Origin of the sequence: Maritalea mobilis (genome assembly GCF_004363175.1) — a bacterium.
Classification (GTDB): domain Bacteria; phylum Pseudomonadota; class Alphaproteobacteria; order Rhizobiales; family Devosiaceae; genus Maritalea; species Maritalea mobilis.
Genome location: NZ_SNYR01000003.1, coordinates 247,725 through 272,182 on the forward strand (window position 1 = coordinate 247,725; position 24,458 = coordinate 272,182).

Genomic DNA, 24,458 nt, shown 5'->3' on the forward strand with positions numbered 1-24,458 from the left:
TCTACTCCCGTGGCATCTCAAATTTAACTGTTTCGCGAGAGCTTTCCTCGCCAAACAAATCGGTCACCACAAAATCAAACCGTACAGGATTCTCGTTCAATTGTTGAGGCATGGCGCGGACATAAACCCGCACAGGCAACACCCGATCTGGCTCCACGTCCAGCACGATTGAGCTTTGCGGTTCATCAACGGAGCTGGCCAATGTCATCTCACCGCCCGGCAAACCTTCCAGCGACAAGCGCACAGTGCGGGGCTCAGGCGTCATGTTCAGCACTTTCACATCATAGCCATTGCGCACAGCCCCATCTGAAAGCATCACATAAAGTGGGTTCCGGTCATGCTGCACATTCACGTCCAACCGATCCCGCAGAGACAAGGCGACAAGCATCGCCACGCCAATCGCTGCCCAGAAACAGAAATAAACCAGTGTGCGCCACCGGATGATGGAACGCCAATTGGTGCGGCGCACGCGATCCAACAAATTGCCTTCGCCATCGCGCACTTTGGTCGGGTCAATCGTTGATGACCCGCTGGTCGCCAATTGCATATTTTCGTTGTAATCGTTCAGCGTGGTGTAAGAAATCAAGCCGCGCTCACGCCCCAGCTTGTCCATCACATTGTCGCACGCATCGATGCACAAGGCACAGGTGATACATTCAAGCTGCTGCCCATCGCGAATATCAATCCCCATGGGGCATACGGCCACACAGGCATTGCAATCCACGCAATCGCCAATCGGAATACCTTCCTTGATCGCTTTTTTGGAATGCTTGGTGCGGGGTTCACCGCGCCAATCATTATAGGTCACGGTCAGCGAATGTTCGTCCAACATCGCGCCCTGAATTCGCGGCCATGGGCACATATAAGTACACACCTGCTCGCGCATCAGGCCACCAAAGGTGTAAGTGGTGGCCGTCAGGATTAAAATGGTGAAATAGGCCACCATCGGCGCGTCGAAATGGATCACATCCATAAACAAGGTCGGCGCATCAGCAAAATAGAATATCCAAGCGCCGCCAGTGGCCACGCCGATCAGCAGCCAAGTACTATGTTTCGCCACCCGCCGCCAAATTTTATTGAACGACCAAGGGGCACTATCCAGCTTCATGCGTTGGTTGCGGTCGCCTTCAAAAAAGCGTTCCACCACCAAGAACAAATCCACCCACACGGTTTGCGGGCAAGTATAACCACACCAAGCACGGCCCACCGTGGACGTGATCAAAAACAGCCCCACCCCGGCCATCACCAACAGGCCCGCCACATAATAAAATTCCTGCGGCCAAATCTCGATGAAAAAGAAATAAAAGCGCCGATTGGCCAAATCCACCAGCACCGCTTGGTCTGGCGCATATTCGCCCCTGTCAAACCGCAACCATGGGGTGATGTAATAAATCCCCAAGGTCACGATCATGATCAACCATTTCAAACGGCGGAAATTACCGCTGGCGCGCTTTGGAAAAATCTTTTTCCGCGCAGCATAAAGCGGCGGGCGTTTGCCCGCTCGGTTGACCGCTTCTACGTCAAAATCTTCAACCTGAGGTTCCCCTTGGGAGGAGCTTATATCTGTCATGCTAAATGATCCCTATCCATCGCATTGGATCTAAGACTAGATTATTCCAACCAACCAATTGTTGATATGGGTCAATTCCCCTCGCGACAATTTGTCAGCCTCGGAACAAACATCCTGCTCACCAAATTATGATTGTGAGCCCCAGCGACCGCCCGCTATAGTTTCAATCAATTCCTTGCAAAAATATGGTGACCATTATGGCAGATCCTAAAACCTATAAAAAGACCCAAGACGCATTGGAAAAGCTGAACGAAGAACAGTTTTACGTGACGCAGAAAAATGGCACCGAGCGCCCATTCCAAAATGAATATTGGGACCATAATGAAAAAGGCATCTATGTGGACATTGTCTCCGGCGAGCCTTTGTTTGTTTCTGCTGATAAATTTGATTCTGGCTGCGGTTGGCCCAGCTTCTCCCGCCCCATTAACCCCGATTGGGTGAAGGAACACACCGACACCAGCCACGGCATGGTGCGCACCGAAGTCCGCTCCCACCATGGCGACAGCCATTTGGGCCATGTATTCAATGATGGCCCAGCCGAAATGGGCGGCCTGCGCTACTGCATCAACTCCGCCTCCCTCCGCTTCATCCCCTCTTCCAAAATGGAAGAAGAAGGCTATGGTGAGTATTTAGAACTGGTGGTGGGGTAAGTCTCAAAACAAAGGAAACACGCGGAAAATTCTTGTCAACCAGATGTTATGCCGTTAGCTTTTGACAAAGCATTTTTGACGGATTTTTCTATGTATACTCAGAATGAGCTCGTTGCACAGCCGCGCTATTTCTGGCGACGTTTTTTTGCCCTCATAATCGACGCCTTATTGTTTCAAATAGCCATCTTCATATTGGTGCTGGTTGTTAATCCCATTGTGCCATTTGAATTGCGGGCGACATTTCCAATCGGTCATACCCAATGCGCCAATGTAATTGAAAATCAGACGCTTAGTGAGATTGCAGACCTCACTGATCCAGATCGATCAGCCCACCGCAAATATGTGATATGTGAACACTCATTTTTTGGTCTTAACCCAGCGCGGAACATTCTGGTTAGAACAGAAACGCGCGCACCAGGATCAAATTTTTCTCAATATAAACAATTGAATGTGCCACTGACCAGCAATGGCAAACTCGATCATGCTCACTCAGCACTCGATTATGTAAATTTGTTTTTGCCACTTATTATGGCGCTCTTTATTTTTAAATATGCGGCAACTCCCGGCAAACTGCTTTTAGGTCTTCGGGTTATCTCCGATCAAAGAAACGTTCCATTTTTGCGCTGCATGTTGCGAGAATATCTGAAGGTTTTGCCTCTATTGCCCTTGATGCTGGCCACTGCCGGTCTTTCACTATACTTCTCAAACCTTGAACTGAAACAAGCATTGATAACAACAGTCTCACTGCTCAGCTCTCCAATCTATGTGATAGTTTTGCCAGCATTATCTATTGGCCTCGTCATCGTTTGGTATGTTTGGCCGCTCTTAAAATGGAGAAACCAAATGCCTTATGATCGCATCACGAATTTCTACGTGATCAAGAAAATCTCCGCTTCAAAACAGCCAATCACCGAGCTTGTTGAATGACCAACAAGCCCATCAATTTAGTAGAAAAATTTGCGACATTTTCTGAACATTGGTCGCCCAAAATTGTGGCGCAGCTTAATGATTATGATGTGCTGATCGCCAAGGTGGAGGGCGAGTTTAACTGGCACAACCATCCCGATACCGACGAAATGTTTATGGTGATTGAAGGCGAAATCACCATTGAAATGAAAGATGGTGACGTCACGCTCGGCCCCGGCGAAATATATGTAGTGCCGAAAGGCAAAGACCATCGCCCGGTGGCCAAAAAAGAGGCCAAGATCATGCTGATTGAGCCGCAAGGCGTGCCGAACACAGGTGACCCGGCCACCGCCAAAACAAAAGAATGGCGCTAACCCTCTTGTCATAAAACAATGGCCGATCATAATGGGGTCAAGACCTGTTCGTCAGCCAAGGCTTTTTCATGCCCCATAGCTTTCAATTCGCCCTGATCTTATTTGGCATTATGGGGTTTGCCCTGTTTGTGCGCCCCATTGAAAAATCATGGATCACCTTGCCGATTTTCTTCGCAGGGCTAGGGCTGGGCTTAGGGCCAGCGGGTTTAGGCGTGATCGACCTTAATATTGACGACAGCACCATCCACACGGTGGCGGAAATCACGCTGATTCTCACTCTGTTTCTCGATGCCTCCAAAATCCGCCTGCGCAACCTCAAGGCGCACTATGCCCTGCCTACACGTATGTTGCTGATCGGGATGCCGCTGACCATTTTGATGGGCGCGGCCATGATCATGCTGCTGGCACCAGATTTGCCGTGGGCAATGGCGCTGCTGACAGCGGCCATCCTCACCCCAACCGATGCGGCGCTGGCGCAACCAATCCTCGCAGATAAGGACGTGCCCACGCGCGTTTCAGAAGCGATCAATGTGGAGAGCGGCTTGAATGACGGGCTGGCCCTGCCCGTGGTCGTGTTTGCCGCCCTGCTGATGGCCAATGAAGCCACCAGCAATATCAGCCTCACGCCCCTTGCCATCGGCCAGTTTGTGGGCGCTCAAATCATATTTGGCCCTTTGGCGGGCATCGCGATTGGCTTTATCGGCGCAAAATTGCTCGATATGGCCACCCACCATAAGTTCACCCAGCCCATATATGAAGGCATTTTCTTCCTCAGTGTCGGGCTGGCGGCCTTTTTCGGTGCAGAGAGCATTGGCGGCAATGGCTTTATCGCGGCCTTTGTGGCGGGCCTGACTTTTGGCAATGCCAAGAAAACCAACCACAAATTCATCACCGAATTTTTGGAAGGCGAAAGCACCTTCTTGTCCATCCTCACCTTTATGATCTTTGGCGCGGTGCTCGCGCCTGTTGGCTTGGCCCATGCCAATTGGACCACAGTGCTGATCGCCGTCGGCTTTTTGACCATTGTGCGCATGGTTCCGATCGCCATAAGCCTATTCGGTGAAAAGCTGCACTTTTATGAGCGCTTTATTTTGGGCTGGTTTGGCCCAAAGGGATTGGCCTCCATCCTGTTCGCCCTGTTCGTGGCGGAGCAATATGAATTGCCCCATATTGATGAAATGCTGGCCTGCACCGTGCTGACGGTTGGCCTGTCCATTCTGGTCCATGGCCTAAGCGCCAAGCCACTGGCCCACCATTTTGAAAAAACCATGCAGAAAGTCAAAAACAAATGAGCAAATGGTTTGCACCCATCACCCTTGAAGCCGACACCGCAAAATTGGTGCCGCTGAGCCCTGATCATTTGGCCGAGTTGCAAGAAGCCTCTGCCGAGGGCGAGCTTTATAAGCTTTGGTATACAGGCGTTGCCGCGCCGGACAAGATGGAAGCGGAGATTGAACGCCGCCTAAAGATGCAGGAAGAAGGGCAAATTATTGCCTTCAGCGTGGTCGACAAACGGGTGAATAAGGTGATTGGACAAACCACCTATTTCCGGCTGGATAAGCCAAATCACCGCGCCGAAATCGGCGCCACCTGGTATGCCAAATCGGCCCAGCGTTCACCCATCAACACCGAGTGCAAAATGCTGCTGCTTGGCCATGCGTTTGAGGACATTAAAGTGAATGCGGTTGAATTCCGCACCCACCATCTGAACCATCAAAGCCGCCGCGCCATTGAACGGTTGGGCGCGCGTTTGGACGGGATTTTGCGCAACCATGTGGTGATGCCCAATGGCACGCTGCGCGACAGCGTGATCTATTCCATTTTGCCCCACGAATGGCCCGCCATTAAAACCAATTTGCAATGGCAATTGGATAAGCCGCGCGACTAGGCGCGGCTTTCCGCCAATTAACTTGCCAAGGACATGCCCAATGCGGCGCGGCCTTCATCTGTGCTGAGAGAAAAATCCTGCCCCAGATAATCGTCGCCCGCTGGCCCGCATAAATAGGCGATGGCTTTGGCCACCCAATCCGGTGAAATGTGCACCGATGGGTCCAATTGGCTAACCGGATTGATGCCAGATGCTTTGATCTCCTCCTGCATCTGCGTGGCGACAGTGCCCGGGCTTAAGCCGATAGAACGAATGTTCTGCGCTCCATATTCTTTGTGCAAAGTGCGGGTGAGCTGCAGCAACCCTGCCTTAGTGGCGCAATAATGGCTCCAGCCTTCAAGAGCACTATAGGCCGCGCCGGAACTGATATTGATGATTGTGCCGCCTTGTTTTGCCAGCATCTGCGGCAACACCGCATGCATCACATAATAAGGCCCTTTTAAATTCACATCGACCATCTGCGACCAGGCCGCAGGATCGCTATCACCTATGTGCGCAATTGGGTCGATCATGCCCGCATTATTGACGACAATATCGAGGCCACCAAAACGCTCTGCCTGTCCCATCACCGCTTTCACCGCGTCATAATCGGCAACATCTATTGCCGCCACTTCAACGCGGTCCCGCTGCGGGTCCAGCTCTTCTGCCAGTGCCTCCAGCTTCTCTTTTGACCGCGCGGCCAAAATCAAATTGGCACCCAACCCATAAAAATGCCGTGCCGCCGCTTCACCAATGCCCCGGCTGGCACCCGTGATCAATATGGTCTGATCTTTAAAATCCATAAAATTCTCCTTGGTTGAGGCGACGCTAGCAAAGCAAGATGCTGCAATAAATAGCTTCACTTACAAGATTTTATTGCACATTATGCAATAATGCAGATTGACGATTTAGACATCGCCTTAGACGTGGCCCGCAGCAAAAGCTTTGCCCAAACGGCGCGCGACCGGAATGTGGACCCCAGCAATATCACCCGGGCGGTGGCAAGGCTTGAGGATCGCTTGGGCTTTCAATTGTTTCAACGCTCAACGCGGCAGGTCAACCTCACCGATCGCGGCCAGCAATATCTGGAGCAAATTGCGCCCTTGCTTTCAGGACTAAAAGAAGCGGAACGGGAGGCAAAAGCCCATATTTTGGAACCAGAAGGCCAAGTGCGCCTCACCTGCTCATCCGCTTTTGGCCATGAGATTTTGCTGCCCTTGCTGACCAAATTTCAAGCTGAATATCCGCGCATCGAGCTGAAAATCTTCATGACCGACGATAATGTGGCACTGTTGGAACGACAGATTGACATTGCCTTACGCTTTGCGCCAACGCCCCAAGGCAATGTGCACGCAGCCAAGCTGCTGTCGCCTCAATATTATTGTGTGGGTAGCCCAGAATGGCGGCATAAAATCAGCATACCAGCGGATTTAGAAGGGGTCGATTGCCTACTGTTGGATTTGCCACCTGCGCTAACCAAATGGCACCTCAATCACCAGCGCACTGGGGAAAAATGCACCATCCGCGCGAAGGGTAATCTATCTTTGTCGGCGCCGCTTGCCCTGCTAAAAGCCGCGCAACTGGGCCACGGCCCCACCTTGCTGCCGGATTGGCTGGCCAAATCCTCGATAGAATCCGGCACGCTGGTCAATTTACTACCAGAATGGCAAGGGCAAATCCGCGACGACGCCACCCATCTCTGGTTGCTACATCACCCGCATCGCCACATGCCGCTCAATATTCGGATCGTGAAAGATTTTCTGATCGATCAGATCAGCGCACCATAGAAATTTGCTTCACGCCACCGCATTGCGACGTTGGGCAAAGTTGGCACGGCCCCAATCGCCGAGCGAGCTCATGACATTTTCAAGGTCTTGCCCCACAGCAGTCAATGAATATTCAACATGCGGCGGCACCACCTCAAAAACCTCGCGGTTCACAATGCCATCTTCTTCCAGTTCGCGCAGGGTTAGCGTCAACATACGCTGGGTAATATCAGGGATGGCGCGGCGCAACTCACCAAAGCGCTTGGGCCCTTCGATCAGATTATGCACAACGATCAATTTCCATTTGCCGCCAAGTTTTGACACCGCATAAACCACCGGGCAAAGCTGGCTTCTTGTGGCCTGATCCATCGATTCAGGCATCTTCAAGCCATGTACTTTCATATCATCGCACATTTTTTTCTCCGCACATTTTACGCCATTTCCGGCGCAAGGCCCCAACTTTCCTTTGGGCACATTTTTGTTAGTATACTTTATGTACCTACATATCAAAATAGTGCCTTCTTGCAGTTTTTATCCTAATGCCCCCATTTAGGTCAAGCGCCGCCGGTGACGACATATTGTTCGCCCAACAGGCGACAAAGATTTTTGACCAATTAGGAATGTTCAAATGACTAAAGTTGCAATTGTTTTTCACTCTGGCTATGGCCACACCGCCAAGCAAGCTGAAGCGGTGCGCAATGGCGTTGCCCGCACAAAGGCCAGCCCAATTTTGATTCCCGTGGAAGAAGCCGACAATCATTGGGATGATTTGAAAGCCGCAGATGCCATCATTTTCGGCAGCCCAACCTATATGGGCAGTGTATCCGGCGAGTTTAAAGCCTTCGCTGACAAAAGCTCGAAAGTTTGGTTTGAGCAGGGCTGGAAAGATAAGATCGCCGCTGGCTTCACCAACTCATCCAGCCTGAATGGCGACAAACACTCAACCTTGCAGCAACTCTCTTTGCTGGCCGCTCAACATGGCATGCATTGGGTGAGCCTTGGCCTGATGCCCGGCAACAATTCATCAACTGGCTCAAATGAAGATTTGAACCGCTTGGGCGCTTCCCTCGGCGCCATGGCCCAATCGAATGCGGACCAAGGCCCTGAACATGGCCCTATCCCATCTGACCTTGAAACTGCTGCTCATTTGGGCGAGCGCGTGGCCACCATCGCAACTCAATTTGCCGCCGCAAAAAAAGTTGCTGCCTAACCCAAACGAACTTCAACCTCTCTCTAAAAGAAAAGGGCCCCAACCGGGGCCCTTTTGCAATTTCAATTTTTATGATGCAGCCTATTGGCCACCGCCCAATGAGTGAACATAAACCGCCAACTGCTTCACAGTTGCGTCACCCAAACGGTCTTGCCAAGCAGGCATCACACCATGTTGTGGCTTGCTGATTTGAGCAGAAATCGCTTCAACATTGCCGCCATAAAGCCAGATGGCATCGTTCAAGCTTGGGGCACCCAAATCAGTCATGCCGCCGGCATCTTCGCCGTGACAAGCTGAACAGTTTTCCTCAAACAAGGTTTTGCCTTCTTCAACATAAGCTTCGTTATGCTCTAGGCCGGAAAGGCTGGCCACATAATTGGCAGTGGCGCGGATTTGATCCCGTTCCATAAACTCGCCAAAGGCTGGCATTTCGCCGATCCGTGTGTCTTCGTCCGCATCATAGCGCACACCGTGAGCAATCGTTGCGTGGATCTCATCAATAGAGCCGCCCCACAACCATTCATCATCGTTCAGGTTCGGATAGCCTGGCGCACCAGCTGCACCCGCACCGTGACACTGAGAACAATAAACCTTGAACGCAGACTCGCCACCAGCAACCGCAAAACGGGTCAGTTCTGGATTTTCAAGCACTGCGCCAACATCCATGCTCTCAATTTGCGACACAAACTCAGCTTTCGCTTCATCAGCAACAGCAACAGTTTTGGCCAGCTCGCCGCGGCTAGAATAGCCCAAAATGCCTGGTGTTGCGCCATTGATCAATGGAATGGCTGGGTAAAGAACACAATAGATTACAGCCCAAACGATGGTGCCATAAAAGGTCCACAACCACCAACGTGGCATAGGTGTGTTCAGCTCTTTAATCCCGTCCCATTCGTGACCGGTGGTTTCAACGCCGCTGATTTCATCAATTTCTTTTTTACTCATCGGCCTATTCCTCTCCTTGAGGCGAACGATCATCTTTTAAGGGGATTTGGGCAGCCATTTCGGCATGTTTTTTCGCGCCTGGACGCATCAAAAACAAAATCACGCCGACAAAGATCACCAACAAATATAGAAGCCCCCAACTGTCTGCAAAGTGTCGAAAAGCATTGTAATCCATTGTCTTTTCTCCCTTAGCGATAGTTTGCTTGCGCGTCGTAAGAGCTGAAATCAACCAGCGTGCCCAACATTTGCATGTAGGCCACCAACGCATCCATTTCCGTCAAGCGTGCTGGGTCACCATCAAAATCACCCAAAACAACCTTCGGATAACGGGCTTCCAAGCCATCCCAATCCGCATCTGGATCTGCCTGTGCTTTCAAATCAGCTTCAGCATTCTCAATCATCTCTTCAGTGTAAGGCACACCGACGCGCTGATTGGCCACCAAATGATCTTTCACATTATCGAAGCCAAGATCGGCATCCGCCAAGAAGCTATAGCTTGGCATCACACTTTCCGGCACAACTGATTGCGGATCTTTCAAGTGCTGAACGTGCCATTCGTTCGAATAGCGATCGCCCACCCGCGCCAAATCTGGCCCGGTTCGTTTAGACCCCCACTGGAATGGATGGTCATACATAGACTCTGCAGCCAATGAATAATGACCATAACGCTCCACCTCATCCCGGAAAGGACGGATCATTTGCGAGTGACAGTTGTAGCAACCCTCACGAATATAAATGTTCCGACCCGCCAGTTCGAGCGGTGAGTAAGGGCGCATGCCCTCCACCTTCTCAATGGTGTTTTCCAAATAGAACAAAGGCGCGATCTCAACGATACCACCAATGGACACTGTCACCAGACCTGCGACCAGCAATAGGGTTGCGTTACGTTCAATAACACCGTGTTTATCTAACAATCCCATGGTTCAACCCCTTATTCTGCTGGTTGCGCTGTAGCCACATGGGCAACGGCGATCGGTTTTTCGTTCCGGGTTTTGCCTTTAATGGTCATGTACACATTGTAGGCCATCACAAGACCACCCACGAGATACATGGCACCGCCAACAGCCCGAAGGATGAAGTAAGGTTTCAACGCAGCAACTGTTTCAGCGAATGAGTAGACCAAGAAGCCTTCCGCATCATATTCGCGCCACATCAAACCTTGTGTGATGCCGGAGACCCACATCACAGCTGCGTAAACCACGATGCCGAGAGTGGCGAGCCAGAAGTGCCAGTTGACCATGCGCAATGAATATAAGCGCTCGCGGCCCCAAAGACGTGGCACCAAGAAGTAGACCATGCCGAAGCTGATCATACCCACCCAGCCCAATGCACCTGAGTGCACGTGACCGATGGTCCAGTCTGTGTAGTGAGACAAACCATTCACCGCTTTAATGGACATCATTGGCCCTTCAAATGTGGACATGCCGTAGAAGGCCACCGCAATCACCATCATCCGGATAATCGGATCGGTGCGCAGCTTGTCCCAAGCGCCTGACAGGGTCATCAAGCCGTTGATCATGCCGCCCCAAGAAGGCATCCAGAGCATCACAGAGAACACCATGCCCAAAGTTTGCGCCCAGTCTGGCAACGCAGTGTAGTGCAAATGGTGTGGGCCGGCCCAGATATACATAAAGATCAAAGACCAAAAGTGAATGATGGACAAACGATAAGAGTAAACCGGACGTTCGGCTTGCTTTGGCATAAAGTAATACATCATGCCCAAGAAGCCCGCTGTGAGGAAGAAGCCTACCGCATTGTGGCCATACCACCACTGGGTCAATGCATCCTGCACGCCAGCAAAAGCGGAATAGCTCTTCATAGAGAATGGAGAAACCGGCATCGCCAAATTGTTCACCACATGCAACATGGCAATGGTGAAGATAAAGGCAAGATAGAACCAGTTCGCCACATAAATGTGTGGTTCTTTGCGTTTAAACAAAGTGCCGAGGAACAGGATCAAATAGCCTACCCAAACAATGGTGATCCAGATGTCTACATACCATTCAGGTTCAGCATATTCACGCCCCTGAGTAATGCCGAGCACATAGCCGCTGGCCGCCATCAAAATGAAAAGCTGGTAGCCCCAGAATACGAACTGGGCCAAGCCATCGGACAAGAGGCGCGCGCTGGTTGTGCGCTGCACCACATAGAAGCTGGAGGTGATCAAAGCTGTACCGCCAAATGCAAAAATCACCGCTGAGGTGTGCAATGGGCGCAAGCGACCAAAATTCAAATAAGGTTCAATGTTGAGCTGTGGGAATGCCAATTGCAACGCAACCACAACCCCAACCAAAAAGCCAACAACACCCCAGAAAGTCGTCAGGATTACACCTGCGCGAATTGGGTCGTCAAAATAGCCCGATTTATCAACCGGTGCTGCGTTCCCCGCAAAATCAACTTTGCGGAGGACAAAGATTGTCCCCAGCGCGAGCGCAAAAAACACGACCCACGCATGTGTTTGAAATAATACGTCTTGTGCAAAGCCAGCCGCCAAAAGCGACAGCACAGCCCCAATTGCCAGCAAGATCGTCCAGCCTAAATTTCTCATATTTCCCCGCAGAAAATAATCTCGGTTTAAGTTTAACCGGAAATTCTTCCCGGTTTGCCCCATCCGCAACTTATCGAGGTGCGGTCATCGCCTCGTTGATCTAGGTCAAGGCCAAATAGAATTTTCAACGCCATCATGCCCTCAGTTGGCGCAACCTTTTTAAAGAACAAATCAAAGCAACATGAAAACTGATAGCACATCCGCTTTGGAAAGAAATAGAGCACAAGCCGTATTGGACGGATTTGACGCACATCAGCGCCAAATGGAAACCCTGTGCGGCCGGCTGGAATTGATCGCAGATTTGCTGCCAGATCAGGCAGATCCAACCCTGTGCAAATTCACCAGCGATGGCATTGTTAAAACCCTATCAGACGCACAAGCATTTGAAGAAAAAGAGCTTTTTCCTGCCCTGCAAGCACTAAGCCTGCTGGAGACAGACATGAAAGAAATCTTCGCCCAATTGCGCGAAGAGCATTATGAAGATTTGTGTTTCGCGGAAGAAGTGCGCGACAATTTGCGCGCCATCATAGAGGGCCACCCCTCCCAATCGGCCAATGCGACCGGATATATGCTGCGCGGCTTTTTTGAAAAATTGCGCCGCCATATGGCCTATGAGCGCTATTTGGTATCGGCGCTCAGAACAAAAAAAGCGCCGGGAACACCCGACGCTTCTTAAACTTAAAAAGCAAATTCGCCTTAAGACGCTTTTGCAGCCGCGCGTGACGCACGCTTACGATCGTTCGGATCGAGCATGATTTTGCGCAAGCGAATGCTCTTTGGCGTCACTTCCACATATTCGTCATCAGCGATGTAAGACAAGGCTTGCTCCAAAGACATTTTCTTTGGTGGTGTCAGCTTCACCGCATCATCTTTACCAGCCGCCCGCACGTTGGTGAGCTGCTTGCCTTTGAGCACGTTCACTTCCAAATCATTACCGCGCGAATGCTCGCCAATGATCATGCCTTCATAAACGTCCACGCCTGGCTCGATGATCATCGGGCCACGATCTTCCAAGTTGAACATCGCAAATGGCACAGCTTTACCATTGCCATTGGAAATCAACACGCCTGTGCGACGGCTCTGCATTTTGCCGCGATATGGCGCATATTCATGGAATACGCGGTTAAAGATCGCTGTGCCGCGTGTGTCTGACAACAATTCAGGCTGATAACCGATCAAACCACGGGTTGGCACATGCAGCACCAAACGGGTGCGGCCACCGCCAGATGGCTTCATCTCAATCAAATCGCCTTTGCGCTCTGAAAGTTTTTGCACCACTGGGCCTGAGAATTCTTCATCCACATCGATGATCACTTCCTCAATCGGCTCCAATGTTTGGCCATTTTCTTCCCGGAACACCACTTTCGGACGGCCCAAGCAAAGCTCAAAGCCTTCACGACGCATTGTTTCGATCAAAACAGACAACAACAATTCGCCACGGCCAGCCACATCATAGCTGTCACCATCTTCACCGTCAGTCACCTGCAAGGCCACATTACCCTCGGCTTCCGCATAAAGGCGATCGCGAATAACGCGTGACTGAACTTTGTCACCTTCAGTACCCGCCAACGGACCATCATTCACCCGGAACGACATGGACAAGGTTGGGGGATCGATCGGCTGCGCCTGCAAAGCTTCTTTCACGCTAGGCGATGCAATTGTGTCCGCCACCGTGGTGGTCAACAAGCCAGAAAGCGCAACAATGTCGCCCGCCTTCGCTTCTTCCACTGGCACACGCTCCAACCCTTTAAAGGTCAGCACTTTTGAAATCCGACCACGCTCAATCACGGTGCCGTCAGCAGAAAGGCCGTGCACTTGATCATTTGGCTTGATCGAACCTGAAACCACACGACCGGTCAAAATCCGACCCAAAAATGGGTTGGATTCGATGGTGGTCGCCAACATTTTAAACTCACCCTCTTCCACTGTGGGCGCTGGCACATGGTCAATCACCATATCCAACAACGGGGTCATGCTTTCTTGCGGGCCGCTTGGGTCGGCCGCCATCCAGCCCTGCTTGGCTGAACCATAAAGCACTTTGAAGTCCAACTGTTCTTCATTGGCGTCCAGTGCCACGAACAAATCAAAAATCTCATCAAGCACTTCTTCAGCGCGCTGATCAGGCTTGTCGATCTTGTTGATCGCAACAATCGGCTTAAGGCCAATTTTCAACGCTTTAGACAACACAAATTTGGTTTGTGGCATTGGGCCTTCAGCCGCATCCACCAACACAATCGCGCCATCCACCATGTTGAGGATCCGCTCCACTTCACCGCCAAAGTCGGCGTGGCCCGGTGTGTCCACAATATTGATGTGCGTGTCTTTCCAATCCACCGAGGTGACTTTGGCCAAAATGGTAATGCCGCGTTCACGCTCCAGATCATTGCTGTCCATAGCCCGCTCTTCAACGCGTTGGTTTTCGCGGAAGGAGCCGGATTGTTTCAAAAGCACGTCAATCAGGGTCGTTTTACCATGGTCAACGTGCGCGATGATGGCGATATTGCGCAAAGCCATTTTAAAGGTCCAATCTATTGGGAGTTCTATCTGCCGCTGCTTTACTTGCGTTACGGCTTTGGAGCAAGACCTATTTGCGCAAACAACCGAAAAACCGGGTCTTAAAGCCCCTGAACTGTAGTTTTAGGTAAATATGTGCGCCATCGGCAACAGCCAATGCTGCGCCAAACCCAGTTTTTCCTTCGCAATATACCCGAATAATGTACAGTACTCAGCATTACGCCACCAATAATCGACCTGCCATGTTTAAAGACTTCTCCGCCCAAGCCCTTTTTATGGGCATTTTGGTTGCCTTTGTCGGCTTCGCCAGCTCCTTTGCCGTTGTGCTGCAAGGCCTGCGCGCCGTGGGCGCCACCGATGCTGAGGCCGCAACTGGCTTGATGATGCTGTCGATCTCCATGGGATTGGGCGGTATATACCTCGCCCGCAAATATCGCATGCCCATTTCTGTGGCCTGGTCCACCCCCGGCGCGGCCTTATTGATCAATTCCGGCCCCATCGAGGGCGGCTTTGGCGTGGCCATTGGTGCCTTTATCATCAGCTCAATCTTGGTGATTTTGGCCGGACAGATCAAACCCTTCGGCACCCTGATCAATAAAATTCCGAGCGCCATCGCCAACGCCATGCTGGCAGGCATTTTGGTAATCTTGTGTTTCGCGCCGTTTAAAGCCATCGCGTTTAACCCGGCCCTTGGCCTACCCATCGTTTTGGCGTGGCTGATTGTGGGACGCTTCAACAAAGTGCTGGCGGTGCCCGCCGCCTTGATCGCCTTTGTGATTGTGGTGGTGCTGGCCATCGAATTGCCCACAGACAGCGCCGCGCAATTGGCAGCGGCTTTCCCCCCAAAACTAGATCTGGTGATGCCCGGTTTCAGCCTGCCTGCTTTGTTTGGCCTCGCGCTGCCGCTATTTTTCGTCAATATGGCCAGCCAAAATATTCCCGGCCTCACCGTGTTGCGGGTGCATAATTATGAAGCGCCCGCGGGCAGCCTTTTCTCCACCACAGGTGTGTTCAGCCTATTGGCCGCGCCCTTTGGGGCCCACGGGGTCACCTTGGCCGCCATCACCGCCGCCATGTGCGCCAGCGAAGATGCCCATCCCGACCCACAAAAACGCTATTGGGCCGCCATTATTGCCGGCATTGCCTATTTGTTTTTCGGCTTGGCCGCCGGGGTCGCCGCCACCTTCATCACCCTCGCCCCCGGCATTTTGATCGAAGCGGTGGCAGGCCTTGCCCTGATCGGCGCTTTTGCCGGATCAGCCAAAGGCGCGTTTGAAGGCGAAAACCACCGTGAAGCCGCTGCCGTCACCTTCCTCATCAGCGCCTCCGGCGTGAGCTTCTTTGGCATCGCCGGGGCATTTTGGGGATTGTTGGCAGGCATATTCATTGCCTACGCCAACAATTTGGTGCGGCGAAATAAAGAGAATTTGGACAATAAATAAGGGTCTCTCATCTGGCGCTGAGAGACCCCCACAATTCGATTTATCAGCAGCAAATGGGAGTTCGCAATGCAGTCAAAATCCTGCGCATAGTGCCTGAAATAAGGGCTTTTGCTCAAGATGACCTGAATGATACCAACCCACCGCTTTCGTCTAATCGCCTCATAGCAGCAGCGAACCAGAAATTTGATTTAAAATTGAATGGTTTGACCAATACCATTGGCCAGGCGGAAGCCGAACTCGCCATCGTCGCTTGGAACCACAGAGCAAGGCCAATCTAAGGCCAACGCCATCGCGCTTGGCCAAATCACTTGCTGCAGCTCAAGCCCTTGCGGCGCGGCATGATCAAGCGGGTGCGCGCCCTGCCATTCAATCAAATTCGGCGTTGACGACGGAAACACATAGCCATGTCGCTCCACCGCAAATTGCCAGCGCAATTCCCCACGCGCCAAATCCAAAATCTCATAATGATCTGGCCCCATCTCCCGCGCGGTTTGCGCAATATCTTCGCACCGCGCCACCATGCCAATGGCAGCAATCTCGTCGCCAGCAAAGCTTGGTACATCAAGCCCGAACCAGCGCGACCGTTTGGGCGACGCAGCAGGATTGATGGCAATCAATTCAAGATAGATGGGATAATGCGGCGCTTCGATGCGCCATAATTTATTGTGGGTGGCAAACAATTCATGCTCGCCACCGCCAAACGGTTCCACGCCAAACCATTTGGTCAATTGAGCGGCCCCGCGCGATAAATCGGCAGTGCCCAAAACCAAATGGTCCAGCGTCAGCCTCATTTTTTCAAATCGCGACGTGCGGCATATGTTTTCAACCGCAAGCCATTCAATTTGATAAAGCCTTGGGCATCATGGTGATCATAGGTGCCTGAACCTTCTTCAAAGGTCACCAAATCTTCTGAATACAAAGAGAATGGTGAGGTGCGGCCCACAACAGTTGCGCTGCCCTTATAAAGCTTCAAGCGCACTTCACCGGCCACCATCTCCTGGCTCTTATCGATCAAGGCTTGCAGCATTTCACGCTCTGGCGAATACCAGAAGCCATTATAGATCAGCTCAGCATAGCGCGGCATAATCTCGTCTTTAAGATGCGCAGCGCCACGGTCCAAGGTGATGGATTCCATGCCTCGGTGTGCTTCAAGCAAAATGGTGCCGCCCGGCGTTTCATAAATGCCACGGGACTTCATGCCCACAAAGCGGTTTTCAACCAAATCCAAGCGGCCAATGCCATACTTGCCGCCCAATTCGTTCAGCTTGGTCAGCAATGCAGCAGGCGTTAGCTTTTCACCATTGATGGCGATTGGGTCGCCTTTTTCAAATTCCACAGTGATATATTCTGGTGTATCCGGCGCATCTTCTGGATTTACAGTGCGCTGATACACATAATCCGGCGCTTCCACGGCTGGATCTTCCAACACCTTGCCTTCAGACGAGGTGTGCAGCAGGTTCGCATCCACAGAGAATGGCGCTTCACCACGCTTATCTTTCGGCACCGGAATTTGGTGCTGTTCAGCAAATTCAAGCAAACGGGTACGCGACTGCAAATCCCACTCACGCCAAGGCGCAATCACGCGGATATTTGGGTCCAGCGCATAGGCTGCCAATTCAAACCGCACCTGATCGTTGCCCTTACCAGTCGCGCCATGCGAAATCGCATCAGCGCCCACTTCATGGGCAATTTCCACCAAACGCTTTGAAATCAAGGGGCGGGCAATGGACGTGCCGAGCAAATAGACGCCTTCATAAAGGGCGTTGGCACGGAACATGGGGAACACAAAGTCGCGCACAAATTCTTCGCGCACATCTTCAATAAAGATTTCTTTGATGCCCATCATTTCCGCTTTTTTGCGGGCAGGCTCCAGCTCTTCACCTTGGCCCAAATCGGCTGTGAAGGTCACCACTTCACAATCATAGGCCACCTTCAGCCATTTCAGAATGATTGAGGTGTCCAACCCGCCAGAATAGGCCAACACCACCTTATTGATTTTCTTGCTCATCGGCTCAAACTCTTCGCTTTAGTGCTATCTCGCGCCCCTTATAGATTTGCGCGGGGCAAATGAAAAGCCATTCCCCATAAAATGCGACCCAATAAACCCATAGACAATTACAATAAAGCTGGGCATATGATGAAAACATCATGTTATCGGGAGGAGCCAGCATGATGGAATGGATCGCTGAATTCGCCACTATTTTTCTGCCAAGTCCGGCGCTACTCGCCGCCTTTGCAGTTGCCACCATCATTTTAGCCATCACCCCCGGGCCCGACATGGCACTTTTCTTATCGCGCGCCCTCAATTTTGGCCGCGCCCATGGCTTTGCGGCCCTCGCGGGCGCTTGCTCCGGCATCTTGATCCACACATTGCTGGTCGCCCTTGGCATTTCTGTGCTGATCGCCACCGCCCCCACCGCTTTTCTGGTGTTGAAAATTGCGGGTGCGCTTTATTTGATTTGGCTGGCCATCGGCGCGCTGCGCGCTGGCAATAATGTGCAGTTCAGCTTTGGCAAAAGCACCAAACAACCAAGCCTTAAAAAATCATACCTCACTGGTATTGGCATCAATTTGCTGAACCCAAAAATCGTTCTGTTTTTTATGACCTTTTTGCCGCAATTTGTGGTGGCGGGCGACCCCTATGCCGCGCACAAATTGTTCAGCCTCGGCATTTTATTCATCGTGATTTCTCTGCCACTCACCGTCGCCATGATTGCAGGGGCGGATTGGCTGTCAAAAGCCTTGCAGAAATCCAAATGGATTGGCCGGGCGCTTAATTATTCTTTCGCAGCCGTTTTCACCGCATTTGCCGCAACCATTCTGACCGCACAAGCCAGACATTAAATCGAGTAAGGCCCACATATGAATTATCGTCACGCATTTCATGCCGGTAATTTTGCTGATGTAATTAAACACATTATTCTCACCCGCATTCTCAGCTATATGCAGCGCAAAGAAGCTGGATTGCGCGTGCTCGACACCCATGCGGGCATCGGCCTTTATGATTTGACCAGCGAGGAAGCTCAGCGCTCACCCGAATGGGAACAAGGCATCAAAGCGCTGCTGGCCGCTCAGCTTGATGAAGAGGTGCAGCAGGTCATCGCCCCATATCTGGAGATTGTGAAAAATCTCAATGAGGGCGACAAGCTAACCCGCTATCCCGGCTCACCGCTGATCGCGCAAATGATGCTGCGGCCACAAGATCGGCTTTCGGCCATTGAATTGCACCCGCAAGATATTCAGCGCCTGGAACATAATCTAGCAGGCGACCGAAAAACCAAAGTAACCCATTTGGATGGCTGGCAAGCTTTGGTGGCCCATGTGCCTCCAAAAGAAAAACGCGGCGTGATTTTGGTGGACCCACCATTTGAAAAAGCGGGCGAGTTTGGCCGATTGGCGGATGGCGTGAAAAAAGCCCATCGCCGCTTTTCCGGCGGCGTTTATGCCCTGTGGTATCCCATCAAAGACAATGAGGCGAAAGAGCACTTTTTGCTGCAATTGCGCGAAAGCGGCATTGGCAAAATTTTGCGGATCGAGTTTTTCATCGACAAACCCTCCAGCCCGCCCAAATTGCACGGCACCGGCATGATTGTGGTCAACCCGCCCTATGTGCTGCACGACGAAATGAAAAAGGCACTGCCTGCGCTGCTGCCCATTCTCGCCCCCAGCGGCCGCGGGCGCGTGCGGGTGGAGTGGCTGCGCGAAGACTAATAATTTTTGGCGCAAATTGTCCTAAACTTGACGCAGCAATGTCTATAAGCTATTTTTGACAAGACTTATGGTTTGATCAAACCTCAAACTGAAAGGCGCGAAATGTCAAATAAGAACCATGCATTGCTGATCATCGATGTGCAAGAAAGCTTCCGGCACCGGGATTATTATCAAGAAAAATATGTGCCAGACTTTGTGGCCCAGCTTCAAAAATTGATTGATGGCGCAAAGGCCAACAACATCAAATTGGTGCAAATTTTTCACATTGAAGAACAAGGCGCTTTTGCCAAATCCTCTGGCCATATCCATACATTCGCGCCAATTGAGCTGACGCCAGACCATATTATTGAAAAAACCCGCCACAGCGCCTTTGTGGGCACACCACTCGATATATGGCTGAAGGAACAAGGCATTGATGAACTGACCATTTGCGGCATTCGCACGGAGCAATGCTGCGAAACCACCACCCGTAATGCGAGCGATATGGGCTACAAGGTCAATTATGTGACCGATGCCACCCTGACATTCGACATGCATCATCCAGATGGCTCAGCGCTCTTGGCGGATCAAATCAAACACCGGACGGAAACCGTTTTGGCGGGGCGCTTTGCCACCATTCGCAGTGTCGATGACACCATCGCCCATTTTGGAGACTAACAATGGATAGAGGGCCAGCACCCACCCCCATCAAAACCTATTTTGTGATCGGGCCCACCCCGTTGATGCTGGATATTGCTGGCCCTTGCGAGGTGCTGCGCGGCGCCAATATGGCGCAAAATCAATGGCGCTATGAGGTGGAATTTATCTCCGCCCAGCCAAACGCCCCCTCCTCCATGGGCCTTGCACTTTCTGATCTAAAACCATTGCCGGATACAATTGAAGAGGATGCCATGGTGGTGATCAGCGGCAATGCCAGCGCCATGCCTGGCTTCGCCGCCATGCCAGCTGAACAGGAAACAAAAAACGCCAACACACAATTGGAAGATTGGCTGCGCCGCACCATCAACCCGAAACATAAGGTGGTGACCGTATGCAGCGGCGCGCTGAACGCGGCGCGGGCGGGCTTGTTTGATGGCAAACGATGCACCACCCACCATAAATGCTTGGACGAGTTGCGGGACATTTCCCCCAAATTAAAGGTCGAAGAAAACCGCCTCTATATTGAAGATGGCAATCGCTATTCAAGCGCGGGCATCACCTCTGGCATTGATTTGATGCTCTATATTGTGGGGCAGCAGTTGGGGTTGGCCATCGCCGCGCAAATCGCCCAGCATATGGTGGTGTTTACCCGCCGTGACGGCAACGAACCGCAGCTTTCGCCTTTCTTGCAGGGGCGTAGTCATTTGCACCCCACCATTCACCGTATTCAAGATCAGGTGACCACGGACCCCGCCCTCAACTGGACGGTGGAACGGCTGGCCGCCGAAGCGCATATGAGCGCCCGTCACTTCTCGCGCCTGTTCAATCAAGAAACCGGTTTGAGCGTGCCCGACTATGTGAATGGATTGCGCATCGCCATAGCCGAACATCAGCTCAAGGCACAACATATCAGCATCGAAAAGCTGGTAGATGATTTAGGCTATAACTCAGCCCGGCAGTTTCACCGGGCATGGAAGCAACGCCACAACCAATCGCCACGCCAATGGCAGCGCACGCAATTGGCCAGCGCTTAAAATAAAGGCCTATTCGGCTGCCGCAATAGCATCGCGTTCTTTTTTGCTCATGCGCTCAGTTTCAGATTTCAACTGACCACAGGCTGCGAAAATATCGCGGCCACGCGGGGTGCGCACTGGGCTGGCATATCCGGCCATATTGACGATGTCGGCAAATTTTTCGATCTGCGCCCAGCTTGAACATTCATATTGTGAACCCGGCCATGGGTTGAACGGGATCAAATTGATCTTGGCTGGAATACCATCCAGCATCCGCACCAATTTCTTGGCGTCCTGCACGCTGTCATTCACATCTTTGAGCATCACATATTCAAACGTAATGCGCTTGGCGTTGGAAAGACCCGGATAATTGCGGCAAGCTTCAAGCAGCTCTTCAAGTGGCCATTTTTTGTTGATCGGCACCAACTCATTGCGCAGCTCATCATTCACCGCGTGCAATGAAATCGCCAACATCACGCCGGTTTCTTCGCCAATTTTTGGAATGAACGGCACAACGCCAGAGGTCGACAAGGTGATGCGGCGACGCGACAGGGAAATGCCTTCCCCGTCAGACATCAGCAACATTGCTTTTTTCACATTGTCATAATTATAAAGCGGCTCGCCCATGCCCATCATCACCACATTGGTGACCGAGCGAATGCCTGCGCGCGGCACAATGCCATCCGTTGGGCGCTCGCCGCCCGGATAATCGCCCAAACGTTCCCGCGCCATCAACACTTGCGAGACTATTTCACCTGCGGTGAGGTTGCGCACAAGCTTTTGCGTGCCGGTGTGGCAGAAGGTGCAGGTGAGCGTGCAGCCCACTTGCGACGACACACACAAAGTGCCGCGATCTTCTTCAGGAATATATACCGTCTCAACATCAACTGGCGGCATATTGGGTTGCATCGGGTCTTTAAACCGGAACAACCATTTGCGCGTGCCGTCGGTTGAAACTTGCTCACTGACAATTTCAGGACGAGACAGGTCAAACTTTTCAGCCAATTGCTGCCGCAAGCCTTTAGCGATATTGGTCATCTGATCAAAATCGCTAGCGCCATTGACATAAAGCCAGTTCCACAACTGGGAAACCCGCATCTTGCGCTGCTTTTCAGGCAAGCCCAATTCTTCCAGCGCCTGCATCAGATCGTCACGATCCATCCCCACCAAAGATGGTTTGGTGGCGGTTTTCACATTGGCATTGGCAATATCTAGGCTGATCGACATGTTATAACCTCATCAATTCAGAGGCGAGCCAATACCAGAACCTAGGCCAAAAGGCAAAGAATTTAGATGGACGGCTCGCTAGCCACACGCATTATCAATGGCGCGCATCGACGCGGTTGCGCCGGAAAGTGAAAAGACCAAGCGCACCTTGGTGCCCCGCTGGTCGATCCCTTCAACCACCATGGTTGACCCACGCCGCATTGCCGCGGCCATATCGGCACTTTGGCTCACATCTTCAAGCCACGCCGCATCGCCCTGGGTAAACATGGAATAGGATTGGCTGCCAATTTGCACGGCGGCCAAACTATCTGTTTGAAAATCAAAGCCCGCCACAAGATTAATCTCATAACGCACACCCTCATTCGGGCGGTGGGTCACATAAAAATATGGGTCACCCATATCTTCCAATTGCGGCTCAATTTCCACCGGCTTGGAATGGGTGAAGCACAAATTTGTGGCAGATTTCACCGTGGAATAGGCAGACCAGGCTTTAAAATCACCCAAAGATTGCACCGATTGTGCAAAGCCCGCTTGGCCCACTGCCAGCACCATAATCATGGCCAAAAATCCAATTTTGACCAAGGAGCAAGAAGAGATTGCCATATTTCTGATGCGCATAAACCTGCCTATCATCTATGTGTGCCTGATTTTGGGGTTAAACCACAGCTTGGCTGAAAATGCACCCCAAAACAGACCCTAAACGCACGAAAGCGCGAACCTAGGTCCGCGCCTCGCATGAATTTGTCCCAGTTGGGATTAATTACATTCTTTATCGATTGCGTTCATCGCCGCGGTCACACCAGACAATGAATATGTGTCTGTTGTACGTGTACCACGTGTTGAAATACCGCGCACCACAAGCTCTGAACCGCGCTTCATCGCATCCACAAAGCTTGGCTCATCCGCAGTTGAGGCCAACCAACCTGCTTCTTGCTGACTGTCGGTGACCATTGGGTAGGCTTTGCCATCCACAGTGGCACTTGCCTCAGCACCCGGCTTAAACGGATAGCCAATCAAAGTGGCCACTTCGTTCCGTTTGCCAGACCCCGTGCGATGGGTCACCAAAAAGTGAATGGGGCTACGCGTCACATTTGTTGGCTGAGCATCTTGCGGCTGTGAAGAAATATAGCAGATTTTGCCCTTGCTATCCTGATCGGTCCAGGCGGTCCAAAAATTGAACGTACCAATTTTGTTGGCTGCGGCCTGTGCTGTGCCTGTTGAAAGCACACCAACCATCAACGCAATGCCTGCCTTAAGCGCAAATCTTTTCATTTGTTTTGCTTCAATCATTCCTTTGGGTCCTTTGTCCAATTACCCACGTTCCCGCTTATTATCCGCCAATGAGGGTTACCAAGCCGCAAAGATTTGCAGCATTTTATTCAAATCCTCAAAATAAGCAGAAATTTGACCTTATTTTGGCATATGTCTTATCCATACTCTCTGTTTCACAATTCAAGGTGAACGAAGCGTTAAAACTGAGCGGCAAAGGAGCCAAAATGTCCAATTTTCCACGTTCAATCCTGCTTGTATGCCTTGGAAACATCTGCCGTTCACCCACCGCGCACGCTGTGTTGCAGCAAATGGCACAAACTAAAGGCATTCCGCTGGAGATTGACAGCGCTGGCACAGGCGATTGGCACATCGGCCACCCGCCCGATGAACGTGCCACCCAAACCGCCAGCACCCGCGGCTATGATCTTTCGCCTCTACGAGCACGCCAAGTCATCATTGAAGATTTTTATAAATATGATCTGATCCTCGCCATGGACCACTCAAACCTGCGCAACCTGAAAAAGCTCGCGCCCGCAGACGCGACGGCTCAAGTAGAATTGTTTCTGCCCTATGGCGACAGCAACACCCAAGAAGTCCCCGACCCCTATTTCGGCGGCACCGACGGTTTTACCCACGTACTCGACTTAATCGAAACCGCCAGCGAGAATATTTTGGCCCGGTATAAGGGCTAGTTTTTTGTTTCGGGGTATTTTTTGCGCGCCGCCGTCACTCGCTGCGCTCACTACCCCGGCACCCCCGGCTTTTTTACGCGCCGCCGTCACTCGCTGCGCTCATTACCCCGGC

The 24,458-nt window shown here is 51.7% G+C and carries 27 protein-coding genes; 14 read left to right on the forward strand and 13 right to left on the reverse strand.

The features are described from left to right. Position 1: 1 nt before the first annotated feature. The gene (ccoG, locus tag ATL17_RS13855) at positions 2–1,570 is read right to left on the reverse strand and encodes a cytochrome c oxidase accessory protein CcoG (protein WP_133573415.1); all 1,569 of its coding nucleotides are present in this window, start codon (positions 1,568–1,570) and stop codon (positions 2–4) included. A gap of 197 nt (positions 1,571–1,767) precedes the next feature. Here ccoG and msrB point away from each other — a divergent pair, with 197 nt between their 5' ends. The 5 genes from msrB (at position 1,768) to ATL17_RS13880 (ending at position 5,388) form a co-directional block, all read left to right on the forward strand. Beyond that, on the forward strand, positions 1,768–2,220 hold the full coding sequence (msrB, locus tag ATL17_RS13860) for a peptide-methionine (R)-S-oxide reductase MsrB (RefSeq protein ID WP_166639049.1): 453 nt from the start codon (positions 1,768–1,770) through the stop codon (positions 2,218–2,220). Positions 2,221–2,310: 90 nt separating this feature from the next. Beyond that, complete coding sequence (locus ATL17_RS13865) at positions 2,311–3,147, forward strand: RDD family protein (protein ID WP_166639050.1); 837 nt, start codon at positions 2,311–2,313, stop codon at positions 3,145–3,147. After that, positions 3,144–3,500, forward strand: a complete 357-nt coding sequence (locus tag ATL17_RS13870; RefSeq protein ID WP_133573418.1) for a cupin domain-containing protein — start codon at positions 3,144–3,146, stop codon at positions 3,498–3,500. Before ATL17_RS13865 ends, ATL17_RS13870 begins: the two co-directional genes overlap by 4 nt. Positions 3,501–3,568: 68 nt before the next feature. Next, the gene (locus ATL17_RS13875; protein WP_208111215.1) at positions 3,569–4,792 is read left to right on the forward strand and encodes a cation:proton antiporter; all 1,224 of its coding nucleotides are present in this window, start codon (positions 3,569–3,571) and stop codon (positions 4,790–4,792) included. After that, entirely contained in the window at positions 4,789–5,388 is a 600-nt protein-coding gene (locus ATL17_RS13880; RefSeq protein ID WP_133573419.1) for a GNAT family N-acetyltransferase, read from the forward strand. The genes ATL17_RS13875 and ATL17_RS13880 overlap by 4 nt, the downstream gene beginning before the upstream one ends. A gap of 17 nt (positions 5,389–5,405) precedes the next feature. Here the strand turns inward: ATL17_RS13880 and ATL17_RS13885 are convergent, their stop codons facing one another. Continuing rightward, complete coding sequence (locus tag ATL17_RS13885; protein WP_133573420.1) at positions 5,406–6,170, reverse strand: SDR family oxidoreductase; 765 nt, start codon at positions 6,168–6,170, stop codon at positions 5,406–5,408. 90 nt (positions 6,171–6,260) lie between these two features. Between ATL17_RS13885 and ATL17_RS13890 the strand changes: the two genes are divergently transcribed. Next, a complete protein-coding gene (locus ATL17_RS13890; RefSeq protein ID WP_133573421.1) occupies positions 6,261–7,154 on the forward strand; it encodes a LysR family transcriptional regulator in 894 nt (297 codons plus the stop codon). 9 nt (positions 7,155–7,163) lie between these two features. Here the strand turns inward: ATL17_RS13890 and ATL17_RS13895 are convergent, their stop codons facing one another. Continuing rightward, on the reverse strand, positions 7,164–7,514 hold the full coding sequence (locus ATL17_RS13895; protein WP_133573850.1) for a winged helix-turn-helix transcriptional regulator: 351 nt from the start codon (positions 7,512–7,514) through the stop codon (positions 7,164–7,166). A 247-nt stretch (positions 7,515–7,761) separates the two neighbouring features. Between ATL17_RS13895 and ATL17_RS13900 the strand changes: the two genes are divergently transcribed. After that, a complete protein-coding gene (locus tag ATL17_RS13900) occupies positions 7,762–8,343 on the forward strand; it encodes a flavodoxin family protein (protein ID WP_133573422.1) in 582 nt (193 codons plus the stop codon). An 81-nt stretch (positions 8,344–8,424) separates the two neighbouring features. Here ATL17_RS13900 and ccoP read toward each other — a convergent pair whose 3' ends face one another. Genes ccoP through ccoN form a run of 4 tightly spaced genes read right to left on the reverse strand, consistent with a single transcriptional unit; the run spans position 8,425 to position 11,836 of the window. Then, positions 8,425–9,288 carry a cytochrome-c oxidase, cbb3-type subunit III gene (gene ccoP / locus ATL17_RS13905; RefSeq protein WP_133573423.1) on the reverse strand — a complete coding sequence of 288 codons (864 nt, stop codon included), beginning with the start codon at positions 9,286–9,288 and terminating at the stop codon, positions 8,425–8,427. Positions 9,289–9,292: 4 nt separating this feature from the next. Continuing rightward, positions 9,293–9,463: a cbb3-type cytochrome c oxidase subunit 3 gene (locus tag ATL17_RS13910; protein WP_133573424.1), complete on the reverse strand. Its 171-nt coding sequence runs from the start codon at positions 9,461–9,463 to the stop codon at positions 9,293–9,295. Positions 9,464–9,476: 13 nt separating this feature from the next. Next, the gene (gene ccoO, locus ATL17_RS13915; protein ID WP_133573425.1) at positions 9,477–10,208 is read right to left on the reverse strand and encodes a cytochrome-c oxidase, cbb3-type subunit II; all 732 of its coding nucleotides are present in this window, start codon (positions 10,206–10,208) and stop codon (positions 9,477–9,479) included. An 11-nt stretch (positions 10,209–10,219) separates the two neighbouring features. Further along, the gene (gene ccoN, locus ATL17_RS13920; protein ID WP_133573426.1) at positions 10,220–11,836 is read right to left on the reverse strand and encodes a cytochrome-c oxidase, cbb3-type subunit I; all 1,617 of its coding nucleotides are present in this window, start codon (positions 11,834–11,836) and stop codon (positions 10,220–10,222) included. Between the two features lie 181 nt (positions 11,837–12,017). Between ccoN and ATL17_RS13925 the strand changes: the two genes are divergently transcribed. Beyond that, a complete protein-coding gene (locus tag ATL17_RS13925) occupies positions 12,018–12,512 on the forward strand; it encodes a hemerythrin domain-containing protein (protein ID WP_133573427.1) in 495 nt (164 codons plus the stop codon). 20 nt (positions 12,513–12,532) lie between these two features. On the opposite strand, the gene typA is transcribed toward ATL17_RS13925, so the two are convergent. After that, positions 12,533–14,350: a translational GTPase TypA gene (gene typA, locus ATL17_RS13930; RefSeq protein WP_133573428.1), complete on the reverse strand. Its 1,818-nt coding sequence runs from the start codon at positions 14,348–14,350 to the stop codon at positions 12,533–12,535. A 242-nt stretch (positions 14,351–14,592) separates the two neighbouring features. Between typA and ATL17_RS13935 the strand changes: the two genes are divergently transcribed. Then, the gene (locus tag ATL17_RS13935) at positions 14,593–15,792 is read left to right on the forward strand and encodes a benzoate/H(+) symporter BenE family transporter (protein ID WP_133573851.1); all 1,200 of its coding nucleotides are present in this window, start codon (positions 14,593–14,595) and stop codon (positions 15,790–15,792) included. 188 nt (positions 15,793–15,980) lie between these two features. On the opposite strand, the gene ATL17_RS13940 is transcribed toward ATL17_RS13935, so the two are convergent. Together ATL17_RS13940 and ATL17_RS13945 are read right to left on the reverse strand one after the other, a co-directional pair. Next, positions 15,981–16,583 carry a VOC family protein gene (locus ATL17_RS13940; RefSeq protein WP_133573429.1) on the reverse strand — a complete coding sequence of 201 codons (603 nt, stop codon included), beginning with the start codon at positions 16,581–16,583 and terminating at the stop codon, positions 15,981–15,983. Beyond that, entirely contained in the window at positions 16,580–17,800 is a 1,221-nt protein-coding gene (locus ATL17_RS13945; RefSeq protein ID WP_133573430.1) for an argininosuccinate synthase, read from the reverse strand. Before ATL17_RS13945 ends, ATL17_RS13940 begins: the two co-directional genes overlap by 4 nt. A gap of 161 nt (positions 17,801–17,961) precedes the next feature. On the opposite strand from ATL17_RS13945, the gene ATL17_RS13950 reads away from it, so the two are divergent. The 4 genes from ATL17_RS13950 to ATL17_RS13965 all read left to right on the forward strand — a co-directional run bounded on the left by ATL17_RS13950 (position 17,962) and on the right by ATL17_RS13965 (position 21,176). Then, positions 17,962–18,636 carry a LysE family translocator gene (locus tag ATL17_RS13950; protein WP_246028728.1) on the forward strand — a complete coding sequence of 225 codons (675 nt, stop codon included), beginning with the start codon at positions 17,962–17,964 and terminating at the stop codon, positions 18,634–18,636. A gap of 18 nt (positions 18,637–18,654) precedes the next feature. Continuing rightward, positions 18,655–19,503 carry a 23S rRNA (adenine(2030)-N(6))-methyltransferase RlmJ gene (locus tag ATL17_RS13955; protein WP_133573431.1) on the forward strand — a complete coding sequence of 283 codons (849 nt, stop codon included), beginning with the start codon at positions 18,655–18,657 and terminating at the stop codon, positions 19,501–19,503. A gap of 102 nt (positions 19,504–19,605) precedes the next feature. Then, positions 19,606–20,160 (forward strand): isochorismatase family protein, encoded by a 555-nt coding sequence (locus ATL17_RS13960; protein WP_133573432.1) that lies wholly within the window; start codon positions 19,606–19,608, stop codon positions 20,158–20,160. A 2-nt stretch (positions 20,161–20,162) separates the two neighbouring features. Continuing rightward, entirely contained in the window at positions 20,163–21,176 is a 1,014-nt protein-coding gene (locus ATL17_RS13965; RefSeq protein WP_133573433.1) for a GlxA family transcriptional regulator, read from the forward strand. 9 nt (positions 21,177–21,185) lie between these two features. On the opposite strand, the gene rlmN is transcribed toward ATL17_RS13965, so the two are convergent. The 3 genes from rlmN to ATL17_RS13980 form a co-directional block, all read right to left on the reverse strand. Continuing rightward, positions 21,186–22,382 (reverse strand): dual-specificity RNA methyltransferase RlmN, encoded by a 1,197-nt coding sequence (gene rlmN, locus ATL17_RS13970; RefSeq protein WP_133573434.1) that lies wholly within the window; start codon positions 22,380–22,382, stop codon positions 21,186–21,188. 78 nt (positions 22,383–22,460) lie between these two features. Further along, on the reverse strand, positions 22,461–23,000 hold the full coding sequence (locus ATL17_RS13975; RefSeq protein ID WP_133573435.1) for an invasion associated locus B family protein: 540 nt from the start codon (positions 22,998–23,000) through the stop codon (positions 22,461–22,463). A 138-nt stretch (positions 23,001–23,138) separates the two neighbouring features. Continuing rightward, entirely contained in the window at positions 23,139–23,672 is a 534-nt protein-coding gene (locus ATL17_RS13980; RefSeq protein ID WP_133573436.1) for an invasion associated locus B family protein, read from the reverse strand. Positions 23,673–23,878: 206 nt separating this feature from the next. Here ATL17_RS13980 and ATL17_RS13985 point away from each other — a divergent pair, with 206 nt between their 5' ends. Further along, entirely contained in the window at positions 23,879–24,346 is a 468-nt protein-coding gene (locus ATL17_RS13985) for a low molecular weight protein-tyrosine-phosphatase (RefSeq protein WP_133573437.1), read from the forward strand. The last annotated feature ends 112 nt before the right edge of the window (positions 24,347–24,458 follow it).

Excerpts from the sequence above, each read along its gene's own strand:
- ccoG (WP_133573415.1), bottom strand. The coding sequence starts at position 1,570 with ATGACAGATATAAGCTCCTCCCAAGGGGAACCTCAGGTTGAAGATTTT.
- msrB (WP_166639049.1), top strand. The coding sequence starts at position 1,768 with ATGGCAGATCCTAAAACCTATAAAAAGACCCAAGACGCATTGGAAAAG.
- ATL17_RS13865 (WP_166639050.1), top strand. The coding sequence starts at position 2,311 with ATGTATACTCAGAATGAGCTCGTTGCACAGCCGCGCTATTTCTGGCGA.
- ATL17_RS13870 (WP_133573418.1), top strand. The coding sequence starts at position 3,144 with ATGACCAACAAGCCCATCAATTTAGTAGAAAAATTTGCGACATTTTCT.
- ATL17_RS13875 (WP_208111215.1), top strand. The coding sequence starts at position 3,569 with ATGCCCCATAGCTTTCAATTCGCCCTGATCTTATTTGGCATTATGGGG.
- ATL17_RS13880 (WP_133573419.1), top strand. The coding sequence starts at position 4,789 with ATGAGCAAATGGTTTGCACCCATCACCCTTGAAGCCGACACCGCAAAA.
- ATL17_RS13885 (WP_133573420.1), bottom strand. The coding sequence starts at position 6,170 with ATGGATTTTAAAGATCAGACCATATTGATCACGGGTGCCAGCCGGGGC.
- ATL17_RS13890 (WP_133573421.1), top strand. The coding sequence starts at position 6,261 with ATGCAGATTGACGATTTAGACATCGCCTTAGACGTGGCCCGCAGCAAA.
- ATL17_RS13895 (WP_133573850.1), bottom strand. The coding sequence starts at position 7,514 with ATGCCTGAATCGATGGATCAGGCCACAAGAAGCCAGCTTTGCCCGGTG.
- ATL17_RS13900 (WP_133573422.1), top strand. The coding sequence starts at position 7,762 with ATGACTAAAGTTGCAATTGTTTTTCACTCTGGCTATGGCCACACCGCC.
- ccoP (WP_133573423.1), bottom strand. The coding sequence starts at position 9,288 with ATGAGTAAAAAAGAAATTGATGAAATCAGCGGCGTTGAAACCACCGGT.
- ATL17_RS13910 (WP_133573424.1), bottom strand. The coding sequence starts at position 9,463 with ATGGATTACAATGCTTTTCGACACTTTGCAGACAGTTGGGGGCTTCTA.
- ccoO (WP_133573425.1), bottom strand. The coding sequence starts at position 10,208 with ATGGGATTGTTAGATAAACACGGTGTTATTGAACGTAACGCAACCCTA.
- ccoN (WP_133573426.1), bottom strand. The coding sequence starts at position 11,836 with ATGAGAAATTTAGGCTGGACGATCTTGCTGGCAATTGGGGCTGTGCTG.
- ATL17_RS13925 (WP_133573427.1), top strand. The coding sequence starts at position 12,018 with ATGAAAACTGATAGCACATCCGCTTTGGAAAGAAATAGAGCACAAGCC.
- typA (WP_133573428.1), bottom strand. The coding sequence starts at position 14,350 with ATGGCTTTGCGCAATATCGCCATCATCGCGCACGTTGACCATGGTAAA.
- ATL17_RS13935 (WP_133573851.1), top strand. The coding sequence starts at position 14,593 with ATGTTTAAAGACTTCTCCGCCCAAGCCCTTTTTATGGGCATTTTGGTT.
- ATL17_RS13940 (WP_133573429.1), bottom strand. The coding sequence starts at position 16,583 with ATGAGGCTGACGCTGGACCATTTGGTTTTGGGCACTGCCGATTTATCG.
- ATL17_RS13945 (WP_133573430.1), bottom strand. The coding sequence starts at position 17,800 with ATGAGCAAGAAAATCAATAAGGTGGTGTTGGCCTATTCTGGCGGGTTG.
- ATL17_RS13950 (WP_246028728.1), top strand. The coding sequence starts at position 17,962 with ATGATGGAATGGATCGCTGAATTCGCCACTATTTTTCTGCCAAGTCCG.
- ATL17_RS13955 (WP_133573431.1), top strand. The coding sequence starts at position 18,655 with ATGAATTATCGTCACGCATTTCATGCCGGTAATTTTGCTGATGTAATT.
- ATL17_RS13960 (WP_133573432.1), top strand. The coding sequence starts at position 19,606 with ATGTCAAATAAGAACCATGCATTGCTGATCATCGATGTGCAAGAAAGC.
- ATL17_RS13965 (WP_133573433.1), top strand. The coding sequence starts at position 20,163 with ATGGATAGAGGGCCAGCACCCACCCCCATCAAAACCTATTTTGTGATC.
- rlmN (WP_133573434.1), bottom strand. The coding sequence starts at position 22,382 with ATGTCGATCAGCCTAGATATTGCCAATGCCAATGTGAAAACCGCCACC.
- ATL17_RS13975 (WP_133573435.1), bottom strand. The coding sequence starts at position 23,000 with ATGCGCATCAGAAATATGGCAATCTCTTCTTGCTCCTTGGTCAAAATT.
- ATL17_RS13980 (WP_133573436.1), bottom strand. The coding sequence starts at position 23,672 with ATGATTGAAGCAAAACAAATGAAAAGATTTGCGCTTAAGGCAGGCATT.
- ATL17_RS13985 (WP_133573437.1), top strand. The coding sequence starts at position 23,879 with ATGTCCAATTTTCCACGTTCAATCCTGCTTGTATGCCTTGGAAACATC.